The organism is Roseovarius sp. MBR-79, assembly GCF_053628555.1.
The window spans coordinates 1-15,017 of record NZ_JBRJGP010000038.1 but is presented as its reverse complement, the minus strand read 5'-3'; the positions used below and the strand labels follow the sequence as shown (position 1 = coordinate 15,017).

The window sequence follows — 15,017 nt, the reverse complement described above, 5'->3', positions numbered from 1 at the left end:
AGCCCATGACCCTTGACCTCGCCGCCTGATCAGGCCCAAATCAACCCGCCCGGAGAACGCCGCCGGAGAATTTCCACCAGATTCGAGACACGACCTAATCATTGAACCAAAAACTCTCCGGTAAACCCGGGGCGGTTCAGAACATCACAACCGCTTTGCCTTACATCGGACTGCTGACCTGATCTGTATCAGTACACCAGCTGCAAACGTGATTTATCGTTCGAAGGATGGCTGTAGCGTGCGAAATTTCTCTCAGCCAAGGGCTGAAAGTTTCCCGGTTCTGTGGCCAATCGGGGCGGCCAAAGACCAATGGATGCCATGATTACGCTGGCCTGCGCTAAGCGGTCCGTTTTTGGCAGAATATCGGGAATCAAGAGATATCCGAAGGAGCGAACACATGAAGAAACATGAAAAGCCATCCACGCCGCCAGTATCCTCCGCTAAGACCGATCACGTCGAACAGCCTGTTGCGACGGGCCAAGCACAAGATGAATCCCCGTCTGCCAACGACCTTGGCCAAGGGGTCGACAGGCCCGGCTTTGATCTGGGCGGGTCTTCTGGCGACACACATGTCGGGACGTGGCTGGGCCTTGGCAAGGATGCATTCGACACGCCAGACGAAAGGAGGCTTCCCGGCCGCAGGCTTGACAACGATCTGACAATCCCGCGCTGGGGTGGATCCGATCCGCGCGACCGGGCCGCATCTGACAAGAAGACCGCAGGCGCCAGAACCCCATCAAAGCCAGAGACAAAAAAAGGACGCTGACGGTGCGACGCCCCTATGCCCAACGGGGTAGCAAAAGACCCTCCCCCTAAGCGGTCCTAGGTCTGTCGGGTCAGCACGCGACAGAAACGGCCCAAAGCGGCTCCGGTCTCCGTAAAGCGACCCGAAAAGATCCTCGAAAGGACACTTCATGCTCTATGTCGATATTCCAACCCACCCCGAAATCCGGGCATTGATCGAGGCCCGTGCTGATGCCTGTGTTTCGATCTATCTGCCGACAACACCCGAGACCCAGCATGTTACGCTCAGCCGTATCTCATTCGGCAATCTGACCCGAACGGCACTCGGGCAGCTCGACGCCGCAGGTTTCGACAAGCGCCGTCGTGCGGCTCTCGAGGAGAAACTTCTTGCGCTGGACGAGGATGACGAATTCTGGCGGTTTCAGGCCAACAGCCTTGCGGTTCTCGCCACCCCGGACAGCTTGCGGACCTTCCGGCTGGCGACAGAGGTCACCGAAACGGTCGAGGTGTCGGATCGCTTCCACCTCAAGCCGCTTATGCGCGCGATGGCCTTTCGCCAACATGCCTTCGTGCTGGCCTTGTCCGAGAATGATGTCCGTCTGGTCGAGGTCTTCGCCGACCATCCTGCAACATTGGTCAGCGTGTCGGACCTGCCCGACAGCGCCGCCGACGCGACCGGTCGCGCGTCGGTCAACAACCTCACGCAAGGCACCACACAGGCTAATTCCGAAGGCCAGAAGAAGCTTTTGCTCAGTTTCGCACGCAAGGTGGACGCGGCCCTGCGCCCGGTTCTGGCGGGTCGGGAAACGCCGCTCATCCTTGCTGCGACCGAGCCGGTTGGACCGATGTTCCGAGCAGTCAACAGCTATCCGGGTCTGTTGGCCGAGGGGATTTCCGTAAGCCCCGACAGTATGACCGAAAGCGCGTTGGCGCGTTCCGCACGCTCGGTTCTGGATGGGCATTACGCGTCGCAGATCGGAGCTGCGACCGCGCTCTTTCACGAACGGGTCGGATCACATCGCGCCATCACCGATCTTCAGGCCGTCGCGCGCGCCGTCACCTTCGGCGCGGTGGACACGCTGCTCGTCGATATCGACGAGGTGATGCCCGGCACGGTGGACGAGACCGACGGCACGGTTGTTCTGGCAACGACACCGGGCGCGGCCAGCTATGGCGTGATCGATGAGATAACAAGGCGGACGATCCTCACCGGGGGCAAGGTTCTGGCTGTGCGACGGGCGGACATGCCCGACGGCGCAGCCGTGGCCGCGATCCTGCGCTATGCCGTCTGAAGCGCCGGGGCGCATTGGATTGTGACCTCATTTGCTGTGTCGGGGGCTGGCGCATCATACCCAAGGCTAACCTCGATCAGTACCGGATCGCTCCTCTTGTCATACGTAATTTGAACGTTTGAGGCAGCCCTTGCGCCCCTAAAACTCCCTAGTCGGTATTGGCTGGCGAGAGAGGATTTGACCGTCAATGGAGCAAATCAATGCTCATTCACCGCGTTTATCCAGTCTACCAATCCAGCCTTCTGGATCCTTCGACCTCACCAAACGGAGCCTGAGTGTTTTAAATCCATAGAATGAGAAAATAGAGGCAATACCATGACCCAAGATAATACCCCAAAACCCGACAACTCAAACCACGCCCTTGGTGCCAAAGGCACGATATCTCAAGCAGGTCGTTCAGGTGGACGTTTGCCGCGTGACATCGGCACACAGGATGAACTGAAGCGGGCCAACGAACGCCCCGCCGGCAAAACCCGCGTCAAGAAGTCCGACGAAAAAGACGGGCTGTCGGAATAAACGCGAAGGCGTAAGACGGGGGGCAATTGGCCCCCGCCCGCGGTGTCAGCGATAGACGATCCCGCCGTCGGTGATGATCGCCTGCCCTGTTATGTAATCGGAATCCGGTCCAGCGAGGTATGAGACCAGTGCGGCAACGTCGTCCGGCGTCTGTGCCCGCCCCAGAGCTATTCCGCCCACGTATTTGTCGTAGGTCTCGCCGATGGGCGCACCGGTCAATTCAGAAAACCGCTTGTCGATCTCGACCCACATGTCTGTCCCGACTATGCCGGGACAGTAGGCATTCACGGTGATGCCGTCACTGGCATATTCCTTGGCCGCGGCCTGTGTCAGCGCTCGCACGGCGAACTTCGTTGCCGAATAAACGCCCAGCATTTCAAAGCCATCGTGCCCGGCAATCGAAGAGGCGTTGATGATCTTGCCCTTATGGCCCAGAGATTTGAATTTTGCAGCGGCAGCCTGTATCCCCCAGAGAACACCTTGAATATTGACTTTCAGGATGAGTTCTACGTCCTCCGGTGTGACATCTGCGATCGGATCGACCTGCGCGATCCCGGCATTGTTGACCATGATGTCGAACCCGCCGAGCGTCTTTTCAGCATGATCTACCGCAGCATAGACCTCCGCTCGGGCGCTGATGTCGGCCTTGAAGGTTGTGGCCTTGCGGCCAAGGTCTTCGATCTCGGCTGCGACTCCGGCCATCTTATCGGTATTGATGTCGACAATGGCGATATCGGCGCCGTCTTTTGCCAGGCGCAAGGCTATACCACGTCCGATCCCCTGCGCGGCACCGGTCACAAGCGCCACTTTTCCTTTGAGTGTCATTGAGTAATTCCCTTTGCTGTTGCGGACTGAGCCACACGACCGTGAGCACCGATAGCCATCTGACAGCAAAATAAGCTCCCCAGGGCTAACTCGGATCAGTGCGCTGTCGGGAAAACGGTTCTGGGCGAAGACCCGGCGAGAAAGTTGGGGGTAATGTTGTTGGACACACCGTAGACATACGCGTTGCCCATCCCACTGCGCCAAGTCCCGTCGTCCGGATCACGCCGCCGCTGATCCAGATCAGCACTCCTGCGCCGGTTTGCACGTAGCGTCCGGGGAGATGCAGATCCCGCCCCGAGCGCGGCACTTCATTCCCTTGAAAGGACGCCGCCATGGCTGGTCTCCATTCCCCCGGACCTGATATCTCCCGCCTCGAGACCCATATCGACGCCATGGCGGAACGGGTCGTGGATATAACCCCTGACGCCTATGCGCGTCACCTGCACAATGGTCTGGACACGCCATTGCCGCCCGCTGACCTGCACGGGAGCTATGTCAACAATCGCCCGCTGCCAACCGAAGGTATTTCAGATCGAAACGCCTTTATTGTCGGCAGCGGAATCGGCGGGCTGTCCGCCGCCTTTTTCCTGATCCGCGACGGGCATATGCCCGGCTGCAACATCACACTTCTGGAATCCCAAGACATCGAGGGCGGAGCGCTTGATGGGGCAGGCACCGCAGAGGATGGCTATATTGTCCGAGGCGGCCGCGAGATGGAGATGACCTATCAGAACTTCTGGGATGTCTTCTCGGAAATACCCGCTCTGGAACTCCCGGCACCCTTCACGGTGCTGGACGAATTCCGGATCGTGAATGACGCCGACAAGAATTGGTCAAAAGCCCGGCTTTTGGAGAAACAGGGCAAGATCGCCGATTTCTCGACCATGGGGCTGAGCAAGTTGCAACAGCTCGAGCTTGTTCGGCTCTTTCTGGCGCGAAAGGAGGATCTGGACAATATCTCGGTAGAAGACTGGTTCAGCGAAGGCTTTCTGAAGACCAATTTCTATACATTCTGGCGCACCATGTTCGCGTTTCAAAATTGGCATTCCGTGCTGGAAATGAAGCTCTACATGCACCGTTTCCTGCATCTGTTGGATGGGCTGAACGACATGACCGCGCTCGTTTTTCCCAAGTATAATCAATACGATAGCTTTGTCCGGCCCTTGATGGCCTGGCTTACGGACCAAGGCGTCAAGATCCAATACAACACGATTGTGTCCGACTTCGAAATGGACGTCAGCGATGAGAGCCGGACCACCACCGCAATCCGGTGCCGCGTCGCCAACGTCGACCAGACCATCAAGGTCAGCGCGCGGGATCTGGTGTTCGTCACCCTCGGGTCCATCGTCGAGGATACGGCCTTTGGCTATAACAAGACGGCTCCAGTTCTGCGCGTGAACGAGATGGAGCCGGATGTGGGCATGGCTTGGAAGCTCTGGGCGACACTCGCCCGGAAATCCCCAACTTTCGGACGACCTGAAAAATTCTTCGGAAATGTGCCCAAATCAACTTGGGAATCTGCGACCTTGACCTGCACGCCGTCCCCGCTTACCGAAAAGCTTAAGGAATTGTCAGTCAACGATCCCTATTCCGGCAACACGGCGACAGGCGGCATCATCACCTTCACCGACTCGGCCTGGCTGATGAGTTTCACGGTCAACCGCCAGCCGCATTTTGTCGATCAGCCCTCGGATGTGATCGTCCCATGGGTATTTGCGTTGCTGATGGACAAGCCGGGTGATTACATCAAGAAACCGATGCCGGACTGCACCGGCGATGAAATCCTGACAGAGCTGTGCTTTCACCTTGGCCTGATTGATCACGTTGACACGGTGATTGCCGCGACAAAAGTCAGGACTGCGCTGATGCCCTATATCACGGCGCAATTCATGCCCCGCGCCCGTGGCGACCGCCCGTGGCCGGTGCCCAAAGGCTCCAGCAACCTCGCCTGTCTCGGTCAGTTTGTGGAAACCCATAATGACGTCGTGTTCACGCTGGAAAGCTCGGTTCGCACGGCGCGCATCGGCGTCTACAGCCTGCTTGGCATCAAAAAGCAGGTGCCCGATATCTATCCCGGCCAGTACGACATTCGCCGCCTTCTGCGCGCGACACGGACCCTGAACAACGACAAGGCGTTCTTGGGGGAAGGCCTGCTTCGTCGACTTTTGGGGGAAACCTACCTCGAAAACATCCTGCCTCTTGGCCCGGATGAAACACCCGCCGATTTGCGCAAAGCTCGCCTCTTTGAAGAGCAGTTAACGGCCCTGCGAGGATTTGTCGAAGAGAACCACACTCTCGAAGCCGCGCGGAGCTGGTTCCAGGGCCTGATCGACACGATGCGCGGGCGTCCATGAGGCTTTGACGCGAGCGCCTTGCCGATCAAATCAGACGTCAGATTACAAAAGGATACCCCTATGGCTCAATCGAAGACAGAAAATCGCAAGTTCGTCCTCGCCAAACGTCCCAAGGGCGCGCCGGATGACAAGACGCTTCGGCTTGACACCGAAGATGTGCCGACCCCCGGCAAGGGTCAGATGCTGCTGCGCAACGAATACCTGTCGCTGGACCCCTATATGCGTGGCCGGATGAGCGACGCACCATCCTATGCCGTCCCGGTCAAGATTGGCGCAGTCATGGTTGGTGGCACCGTGGCACAGGTCGTGGCATCCGACGTCGCGGGTTTTGCGGAGGGCGACTGGGTGCAGGCATTCGGCGGTTGGCAGGATTATGCCCTGTCCGACGGCACGGGCGTGATCAATATGGGCACATCGCCCGAAAACCCGTCTTGGGCGCTCGGGGTGCTGGGGATGCCGGGTCTGACCGCCTGGGCGGGTCTGACCCGGATCGGCCAGCCGCAGGCGGGCGAGACGCTTGTCGTCGCCGGGGCCAGTGGTCCCGTAGGTGCCACCGTGGGTCAAATCGCCAAGATCCTCGGCCTGCATGTTGTCGGGATCGCAGGTGGGCCCGCGAAATGCGCCCATGTGGTCGATACTCTGGGGTTCGACGCCTGCATTAATTACAAGGCCGATAGGTTCCCGAACGCGCTGAAGGCGGCGGTGCCCGAGGGCATCGACATCTATTTCGAGAATGTCGGCGGCGCTGTTTTCGATGCGGTTCTTCCCCTGCTCAATGCCTCAGCTCGCATTCCGGTCTGCGGCCTGATCTCGCAATACAACGCCACCGCGTTGCCCGACGGTCCGGACCGGATGAACCTCTTGCTTGGCACGATCCTGCGCAAGCGGATGACGCTGCGCGGCTTCATCGTCTTTGACGACTTTGGCCACCTTTATCCCGAGTTCGCCAAGCAGATGGGCGCTTGGGTCGACGCAGGCAAAGTCCAATATCGCGAAGAAATGATCCACGGCTTGGAACAAGCCCCGGCGGCCTTCGTTGGATTACTCAAGGGCGAAGCTTTCGGCAAACGCGTCGTCAAGCTGACGGCCTGAAACACAGACCTATCAAAAGGCATCAACTTATGAAAATTCTCATGGTTCTCACATCGCATGACAAACTCGGCGACACAGGCAAGAAAACCGGTTTCTGGCTCGAAGAATTCGCTGCTCCCTACTATGTGTTCAAGGACGCAGGGGCCGAGGTCACGCTGGCCTCGCCCAGGGGCGGCCAACCGCCGCTCGATCCCACCAGCGACGCGGACGATGCCCAGACCGAGGCGACGAAGCGCTTCAAAAGTGACAAGGCGGCGCAGCAGGATCTGGCACAGACGGTCAAGCTGTCCACGATCTTGGCCAACGGGTTCGATGCAGTCTTTTATCCCGGCGGTCACGGCCCGCTCTGGGATCTGGCCGAGGATGCCGACAGCATCAAGCTGATCGAAACCTTCGCGCGCACCAATCGCCCGATTGCCGCAGTCTGCCACGCGCCGGCGGTGTTCAAGCACCCCAAGGGTGCGGATGGCAAATCGCTGGTCGCAGGCAAGGCCGTCACCGGGTTCACCAACACCGAGGAAGAGGCCGCTGGCCTGACAGAGGTGGTCCCTTTCCTGGTCGAGGATATGCTGAAGACCAACGGCAGTGTTTATGAAAAGGGTGCCGACTGGGCGTCTTTCGTGGTGACCGACGGCAAGCTGATCACAGGCCAGAACCCGGCCTCGTCCGAAGAGGCCGCGCGCAGATTGCTCGAACTGCTCTGAACCGGGCGGTCGCAGACCCTGGAGTTGCGCGGCTTACAGACGGCCAGGATCATACCCAAGGTCACGGCGATCACTGGCACGAAATAGGAAGTGCCGCTTCCCCGAACGGAGGCAAGGACCAACAGGCAATAGACTAAGGTGGACAAGAACGTGCCAAGCACGATCTGGTTGCCGCGGTCGCGCATGAAATTGCGCAGCATTCTGGGCCCAAATTGTGAAGATGCCAGTTGCAGGGTCAGCATTGTCGTCGATAATGTGACACCGGCAACCGTGATCATGGATCCAGCGATAGCTGACAGGATCGCGCGCGCTCTCCGGGCCGACTGCACCGGTCCATTCGTCGATCCATCCGAACCGTGCCGCCTCCAGGGAGTCCAGCAGGATCAGTAAAATGGCCGTCGCCATGGCACAAATTGCCATGACCGACGGCAGAAACCAGAAACTGCCGTGCAGTCGGCCCCATATCTTGGAATGAATTTGAAATGGCTGCGCATCATTTCCCGCACCCCGGCCGGGATACTGTCATGGGCCCATTTCACCTTGTCTCGCGAACGACATGTCAGCTCAGAACGCGGTGATCAGACAGTCCGTGAGGCCTCAGATGCACTCCGGCTATTCGTCTTTTTCGTCGGATTTGGTGACCCGGGTCTTGCCGGCGGGGCGTTCGTTCGCCCGCTTCAGTTCATCCTGCGTGCCGATGTCACGCGGCAAACGCCCACCTGAACGCCCTGCCTGAGATATGGTGCCTTTGGCACCAAGGCCGTGGTCGGTGTCGTCGGGCTTTGGGGTTTTATCGCTGGTCATGGTTTTACCTCCAAAATGTTTGGGCACGAGAATGTCTGCTCTTAGCGAAGGCCGAAAAAGCCGAGGATGAACAAGACAATGACCACGAGGCCGACGATGTATACGATCCGGTTCATTGTATTCCTATCTGTTCTGAGAATGGCCATTGCCCACCTACATGGCTGAGGTTGGCACATCGGAATTCCTGCCAGATTGGCATCAGTCAGTGCGCCAGCAGTTTCTTGCGCTCTTCAAATTCCAGAGTGTCGATTTCACCCTTTGCGTAGCGCTCCTTGAGCAACATCAGCGCCCGATCATGTGCTGGCTGGCCACTGCCGGCCACGCCGAACAATCGCAGGACGTAGATTGCGCCAACGACAATCCCGACCAGGATCAGGATCATGAAGATCGGACCAAGGACCATTCCGAACCCTCCCCATTGATCACCACCCCACATCATATCATGCCCGTGATAGAAGGGTGCATCCCGGTTGGCCATTTCACCGGCTTGCGCTAGGGCCGTTGTGGCCGTCAGGGCCGCTGCGATGGCCAAGGTCGCCACACCTGCTGCAATCCAGGGTCTCATAGGACATCTCCTTGAATGTGGCGGCAAAGGCCGCTCTGCGATCATCAAATCGGAAATGTCCCGAACGCACACTGATCTGCATCACCCTGTGCGCTGCAATCAAGGTTATCATCGCGACGGGATAAAGAACTTCGAAGCGTGGGCCTTGTGCCCGATGCGGCCGCCCGGACACGCGCCTCGGCAGGGGCCGGACCATGCGGTCTATAATTTCCACGGAAAGGATGCCACAATGAACTATACGATAAACCGCACCCTCAAAGGGGTATCTTTCAAAGACATTGATGCCCGAACACGCACAGCGCTGGCCGAAAATGGCTTTGGCGTTCTGACCGAGATCGACGTGCAAGCAACGATGAAGAAGAAGCTCGATGTCGAGATGCGGCCCTACCGGATTCTTGGCGCCTGCAACCCGAAGATGGCCTATGAAGCCATTGCGCTGGAGCCGCGCGTCGGTGCCATGTTGCCCTGCAATGTGATCCTGCGAGAGGTAGAGGGCGGGGTCGAGGTCAGCGCGATCGACCCGGTGGCCTCAATGCAGGCGATCGAAAACGCTGAACTGACGGCCGTGGCGGGTCAGGTGCGAGACCTGCTGGCCAAGGCCGTCGAGGCCATCTGAGCTTCTGATGAACGGCGTCACATGGCCCTGCCCCCTGGATTGAAGGGAGGGTGCGGGCGTGTCTGGACACTGCATCACACTGCTGTTGCCGGCTCAACCCAACCCGAGGAGCGTTTCATGTCCCTTACCAATAAAGAAACAGACCAACGGAACACTGACGATGACCATCCTTCGGGGTCACGGGGCGAGCCGCGGGCCGGGTCTACGGACATCGACCCTGTCTGCGGCATGACCGTGACCTTGAAGCCCGACACAAGGACCGAGACGCTTGACGGTGAGCTTTTCCATTTCTGCTCGGAGAAATGTCGCGCGAAATTCAAGGCCGATCCGTCATCATATGCTTCTGGTGACCGTGGAGGTCCGGACAAGGCCGCCCAAGGCAACGCGCAATACACCTGCCCGATGCACCCAGAGATCCTTCGGGACGCACCCGGTGCCTGCCCGCTCTGCGGTATGGCGCTGGAACCGATGGAGCCGACGGACGGGCCAAACCACGAGCTGGTGGACTTCACCCGCCGCATGTGGATCTCGGTAGCGGCGGCTGTCCCGCTGATCGTGCTGACGATGGGGCCGATGGTGGGGTTGCCCGTGCGCGACTGGCTCGGACATCAGGTGGCTGGCTATCTTGAGTTCGCGCTGGCGACGCCAGTCGTGCTTTGGGCCGCGGTGCCATTCTTCAAGCGTGGATGGGTGTCCATCGTCAACCGGTCATCGAACATGTGGACGTTGATCTCGCTGGGCGTGGCGGCGGCCTATATCTACTCGCTTTTTGCGGTTTTCCTGCCGGACCTGTTTCCCGAACAATACCGAACGGGCGATGGTGTCGGTACCTATTTCGAGGCATCGGTGGTGATCGTGGCGCTGGTCTTTTTCGGGCAGGTGCTGGAACTGCGCGCGCGCGAACGCACAGGCGACGCCATCCGCGCGCTTCTTGATCTCGCGCCAAAGACCGCGCGGCGCATCGAGGCGGATGGCACTGAAAGCGACGTGCCTTTGGACACCGTCGTGGCGGGTGACCGGTTGCGTGTGCGGCCCGGCGATGCGGTCCCTGTCGATGGCGTGGTGATCGAAGGGCGGTCCTCCTTGGATGAAAGCATGCTGACCGGCGAAGCGATGCCGGTGGAAAAAGGTCCGGGCGATGCGGTGACCGGGGCCACGATCAACAAAAACGGCAGCCTTGTGATCGAAGCAGGCAAGGTCGGGGCCGATACCGTGTTGGCGCAGATTGTCGAAATGGTGTCGAACGCCAAGCGATCCCGCGCGCCGATCCAGGGGTTGGCCGACCGGGTCTCGGCAGTGTTCGTGCCAACCGTAGTCGGGGTGTCGGTCTCTGCCTTCGCCCTGTGGATGATCTTCGGCCCGGAACCCGCGCTGGTCTTTGCCATGGCCGCAGCCGTGTCGGTGCTGATCGTCGCCTGCCCCTGCGCGCTTGGCCTGGCAACGCCGATCTCGATCACCACGGCGGCGGGGCGCGGGGCGCAGGCGGGCGTGCTGATCAAGGATGCCGAGGCGCTGGAGCGGATGGCGGGCGTCGATACGCTGATCGTCGACAAGACCGGCACGTTGACCATGGGCAAGCCAAAGCTGACCGATATCGTGGTGCTAGGGGATGTGGCCGAGGCCGAGCTGCTGTCACTGGCCGCGGCACTGGAACGCGGCTCGGAACACCCGCTGGCCGAAGCGATCGTGGAGGGGGCCGAAGCGGCAGATGCCGCCCGGCAAGAGGCCACCAAATTCGAGTCCGTCACCGGAAAAGGTGTGCGCGGACAAATCGGCGGACGCGCCACAGCACTTGGCAACACGGCGATGATGCAGGAGATGGGACTGGACACGGGCACGGCCGAGGAAAAGGCCGATGAGCTTCGCACGATGGGCAAGACGGCGATGTTCATCGCGGTCGACGGGGCCATCGTTGGCATCGTGGCCGTGGCCGATCCGATCAAGGACAGCACCGCGCAGGCGATCAAGGAACTTCATGCTCTGGGCCTGCGCGTCATCATGGCGACCGGTGACAACGAACGCACGGCGCAGGCCGTGGCGGGCGCACTCGGCATCGATGAGGTGCGCGCGGGTGTCCTGCCGGAGGACAAGAAGGCGCTGATCGACCAGTTGCGCAAGGACGGTCACAAGATCGCGATGGCAGGCGACGGGGTGAACGACGCCCCGGCCCTTGCTGCGGCAGATGTCGGCATCGCCATGGGCACCGGGGCCGATGTGGCGATGGAAAGCGCAGGCATCACCCTGCTCGGCGGTGATCTGATGGGCATCGTGCGGGCGCGCAAACTGGCCCGCGCCACCTTGCGCAACATTAAGCAGAACCTGTTCTTCGCCTTCGCCTATAATGCGCTTGGCGTGCCGATTGCTGCAGGTGTGTTGTACCCCGTAACCGGCCTGTTGCTCTCCCCGATGATTGCGGCGGCAGCGATGAGTCTGTCCTCCGTCTCCGTCATCACCAACGCGCTCAGGTTGCGGCGGGTTGGTCTCTAGCGGCTAAGGGAACAGACGGCAGAACAGTCGATCAAGCTGGTTCCGCTTTCGCCGCCGCCAGTTCGCGCGCGATCAAGACCATGCGCCAGAGCGGCTTCAGCGCTTCCAGCGCCAGCAAAACCCCGATCCCGGCCAAGGGTGGCACGGCCAGCCAGACGCCTTCCAGCACACCAAAGCGGAACAAATCTCGTGCCGGAGCCCAAAAGAGCGTCACGGCGAGAAGTGAGGCAACGATCGGCAACACAACCGCCAGCGCCTTGTTCGGCCGCAAGAGCGCCGACAGGATCGAGTTGGAGTTGGATCGATCGATCAGGATCAACGCGACAACGCCCAGGACCAGCGTGGCAAACGCCAATCCGCGCACCTGATCGGGGTCAAGGCCATAGCCCGGCGCAAACCACGCAGCAGACCCCGCAACGGCCAGCACCATGGCACCCTGAAGCAGGCTCCAGACCACCGTGGGCCAGGAAAACAGCGGCTCCCCCGCAGGACGCGGCGGGCGTTGCATGACGCCCTCTTCTTCTTGCTCAGCCTCGAAGACCAGCGCACAGACCGGATCAATCACCATTTCCAGAAAGGCGATATGCACCGGCCCGAACAAAAGCGGCATGCCAAACAAAAGCGGCATCAGCGCAAGGCCGGCAATCGGCACATGCACGGCGAGGATAAAGCTCATCGCCTTGCGCAGATTGTCATAGATGCGGCGGCCCAGCCGCACCGTGGTGACAATCGAGCCGAAATCATCGTCCAGCAGCACAATCGACGCCGCCTCACGCGCAACATCTGTGCCGCGCTCGCCCATCGCCACGCCAATATCCGCAGCCTTCAGGCTGGGCGCATCGTTCACCCCGTCGCCGGTCATCGCGACGACGGCACCTTCGGCCTTTAGCGCGTTGACGATCCTCAGCTTTTGTTCGGGCAGGATACGGGCAAAAATCGTCACGGTCGTGACCGCCCTGGCAAGGTCATCATCGGCCATCGCGGAAAGATCATCGCACGTCAGCACATCATCGCCGCGCAATCCCGCCTCGGATGCAATGGCCCGCGCTGTCACGGGATGATCGCCAGTGATCATGATGATCCGAATACCAGCAGCCTGACATTCTGCCACCGCTTCAGGCACCGAGGCGCGCAACGGGTCAGACAGACCGACGAGGCCCAAAAGACGAAAGGTGAACCCGGCCTGCGTCTCGGGCAGGTCCTGCCCCGCGGGCCAGGATGCCTCGGCCACTGCCAGCACACGCAGACCCTTGGCCGCCATCGCGTCCAGTTGCGCCTTGATCGCCGCGCGTTTGGCTGGTTCCAGCTTGCACAGATCGGCAATCGCCTCGGGGGCGCCCTTGGCGGCTACTGCAAAGTCATCACCGGCCTGCCAGACCTGCGACATGGCCAAAAGATCGGGGGACAGCGGATAACTGCGGATCAGGGTCCGTCCTGCGCCCGGCAAGGTCTCATCTTCTCGCAGATCGTCGGCTGCCAGCGCGTGAAACGCCACTTCCATCGGATCGAACGGCTCGGGTGCCGACGCCATGACGCCCGCCGCAGCCAGTTCGCGAAAGGCGGCTGGCAAGGCCACGTCTGCGCCGATTTGATGCGCGGTGCCATCGGCCAGTTGCAAGCCGGCGATGGTCATCCGGTTCTCGGTGAGTGTCCCGGTCTTGTCCGTGCACAGCACGCTCGCCGACCCCAAAACTTCAATGGCGGAGGCGCGGCGCGTCAGCACCCGCGCCTTGGAAATGCGCCAGGCCCCCATGGCCATGAAGACCGCCAGCACCATCGGAAACTCTTCCGGCAGCATCGCCATGCCGACCGCGATCCCCGCGAGCACGGCGTCCAGCCAGCCACCGCGCAGCACCCCGTAAAGGGCCATGACGATTGCACTGACGCCGACGCCAATCCCCGCCGTGGCAATCACAAGACGCCGCATCTGGCTTTGCAAATGCGGTGTCTCGGGCGCGATCTGGCTCAGGCTTTTGCCGATCTTGCCGATCTCGCTTTCGGCTCCAATGGCTGTGACTTCGGCCAGCGCCGATCCACGCACGATCAGTGTGCCGGAAAACACCTGCGGCAGGTCGTGGCCGCCAGGGCGCACATCGGCCTCGCCCGATCCCACCTTCTTGCGCACCGCCTCAGCCTCGCCCGTGAGTAGGGACTCATCCGCTGACAGGTCTGTCGATTCGATCAACACAGCGTCGGCAGGCACCCGGTCGCCCTCGGACAGCACGATCAGATCACCACGCACCACCTCGCGCCCCGCGATCCGCAGGCGGGCACCATCCCGGATGACCAGCGCACGCGGGCTGGACAAATCGCGCAGTGCCTCGAGCACCCGACCGGTTCGGGCCTCCTGCACCGCCGTGATGCCGATGGACATACAGGCGAAGGCCAGAAGGATCAGCGCTTCGGCCCTGCTTCCCAGCAAAAGATAAACCACGCCTCCAACCAAAAGCAGCACCAGCATCGGCTCTTTCAGCACGTCCAGCACGATCCGAAAGGGAGATCTTCGCTGTGTCGTCGCCAATTCATTGGGGCCGTCTGCGGTCAGGCGCGCCTCAGCCTCGGCAGCCGTCAAGCCAGCTTGGGCCGTTTCCTGCGCGGGCGTCATTTTGTTCATAGCTGTGATCCATCATGCGCCGAGTCCGACGTTTCCGCGATGGTGGTACAAACGGCCATCAGACACCCTGATCTGAATCAGCACCATGTGCACGTTCGGGAAGAGAAAGGGTCGCAAGGCGATGCGCAGCCGTGAAACGCCCACTCATGTGCCTACTTTCAAATCCGCCAACTGCCCGAGGAAGGGTTTTAGGACGAGTGTGGGTCCACGGCTTGAAGCGAACATCAAATCGAACAGAGCCGGAGCCCTCCAGACCAAAATCACGCCGCCTGGGACATTCCGAAGTTGCACGAGTTGCTGGAGGACATCCGGTAATCCCCCCCTTTTTAACGGGGTTCGTCCGTAGAGTTCACGCGGCCATTTTCAGTTTCATAGCGGGGGTGATGCCGCCGATGCCCATGTTG

At 60.5% G+C, this 15,017-nt stretch carries 13 protein-coding genes; 8 read left to right on the top strand and 5 right to left on the bottom strand.

Annotation, left to right across the window (positions count from 1 at the left end; genetic code table 11):
- Positions 1-397: 397 nt before the first annotated feature.
- The 3 genes from ACSSV8_RS19110 to ACSSV8_RS19100 all read left to right on the top strand — a co-directional run bounded on the left by ACSSV8_RS19110 (position 398) and on the right by ACSSV8_RS19100 (position 2,552).
- Positions 398-766, top strand: coding sequence for a hypothetical protein (locus ACSSV8_RS19110; RefSeq protein WP_454283534.1), 369 nt, complete (start codon positions 398-400; stop codon positions 764-766).
- A gap of 148 nt (positions 767-914) precedes the next feature.
- Positions 915-2,036 (top strand): baeRF11 domain-containing protein, encoded by a 1,122-nt coding sequence (locus ACSSV8_RS19105; RefSeq protein ID WP_454283533.1) that lies wholly within the window; start codon positions 915-917, stop codon positions 2,034-2,036.
- A 315-nt stretch (positions 2,037-2,351) separates the two neighbouring features.
- Entirely contained in the window at positions 2,352-2,552 is a 201-nt protein-coding gene (locus ACSSV8_RS19100) for a hypothetical protein (protein ID WP_454283532.1), read from the top strand.
- Between the two features lie 45 nt (positions 2,553-2,597).
- Here the strand turns inward: ACSSV8_RS19100 and ACSSV8_RS19095 are convergent, their stop codons facing one another.
- Positions 2,598-3,377 carry an acetoin reductase gene (locus tag ACSSV8_RS19095; RefSeq protein ID WP_454283531.1) on the bottom strand — a complete coding sequence of 260 codons (780 nt, stop codon included), beginning with the start codon at positions 3,375-3,377 and terminating at the stop codon, positions 2,598-2,600.
- A 332-nt stretch (positions 3,378-3,709) separates the two neighbouring features.
- Here ACSSV8_RS19095 and ACSSV8_RS19090 point away from each other — a divergent pair, with 332 nt between their 5' ends.
- The 3 genes from ACSSV8_RS19090 to ACSSV8_RS19080 are packed head-to-tail and all read left to right on the top strand — an operon-like array spanning position 3,710 to position 7,527.
- A complete protein-coding gene (locus ACSSV8_RS19090) occupies positions 3,710-5,731 on the top strand; it encodes an oleate hydratase (RefSeq protein ID WP_454283530.1) in 2,022 nt (673 codons plus the stop codon).
- Positions 5,732-5,791: 60 nt separating this feature from the next.
- A complete protein-coding gene (locus ACSSV8_RS19085) occupies positions 5,792-6,823 on the top strand; it encodes an NADP-dependent oxidoreductase (RefSeq protein WP_454283529.1) in 1,032 nt (343 codons plus the stop codon).
- A 29-nt stretch (positions 6,824-6,852) separates the two neighbouring features.
- Positions 6,853-7,527 carry a type 1 glutamine amidotransferase domain-containing protein gene (locus ACSSV8_RS19080; RefSeq protein WP_454283528.1) on the top strand — a complete coding sequence of 225 codons (675 nt, stop codon included), beginning with the start codon at positions 6,853-6,855 and terminating at the stop codon, positions 7,525-7,527.
- Here ACSSV8_RS19080 and ACSSV8_RS19075 read toward each other — a convergent pair.
- From ACSSV8_RS19075 to ACSSV8_RS19065, 3 genes are all read right to left on the bottom strand, one after another.
- The gene (locus ACSSV8_RS19075; RefSeq protein WP_454283527.1) at positions 7,413-7,856 is read right to left on the bottom strand and encodes a DUF2254 family protein; all 444 of its coding nucleotides are present in this window, start codon (positions 7,854-7,856) and stop codon (positions 7,413-7,415) included. The two genes, ACSSV8_RS19080 and ACSSV8_RS19075, sit on opposite strands and share 115 nt — an antisense overlap.
- 283 nt (positions 7,857-8,139) lie before the next feature.
- On the bottom strand, positions 8,140-8,331 hold the full coding sequence (locus ACSSV8_RS19070; RefSeq protein WP_454283526.1) for a hypothetical protein: 192 nt from the start codon (positions 8,329-8,331) through the stop codon (positions 8,140-8,142).
- Between the two features lie 202 nt (positions 8,332-8,533).
- Positions 8,534-8,863 (bottom strand): SHOCT domain-containing protein, encoded by a 330-nt coding sequence (locus ACSSV8_RS19065; protein WP_454283525.1) that lies wholly within the window; start codon positions 8,861-8,863, stop codon positions 8,534-8,536.
- A 262-nt stretch (positions 8,864-9,125) separates the two neighbouring features.
- On the opposite strand from ACSSV8_RS19065, the gene ACSSV8_RS19060 reads away from it, so the two are divergent.
- Both ACSSV8_RS19060 and ACSSV8_RS19055 read left to right on the top strand, forming a co-directional pair.
- The gene (locus ACSSV8_RS19060; protein WP_454283535.1) at positions 9,126-9,512 is read left to right on the top strand and encodes a DUF302 domain-containing protein; all 387 of its coding nucleotides are present in this window, start codon (positions 9,126-9,128) and stop codon (positions 9,510-9,512) included.
- A gap of 117 nt (positions 9,513-9,629) precedes the next feature.
- Positions 9,630-11,999 (top strand): heavy metal translocating P-type ATPase, encoded by a 2,370-nt coding sequence (locus ACSSV8_RS19055; protein ID WP_454283524.1) that lies wholly within the window; start codon positions 9,630-9,632, stop codon positions 11,997-11,999.
- Positions 12,000-12,030: 31 nt separating this feature from the next.
- On the opposite strand, the gene ACSSV8_RS19050 is transcribed toward ACSSV8_RS19055, so the two are convergent.
- Positions 12,031-14,613, bottom strand: coding sequence for a cation-translocating P-type ATPase (locus tag ACSSV8_RS19050; protein WP_454283523.1), 2,583 nt, complete (start codon positions 14,611-14,613; stop codon positions 12,031-12,033).
- Positions 14,614-15,017 lie beyond the last annotated feature (404 nt).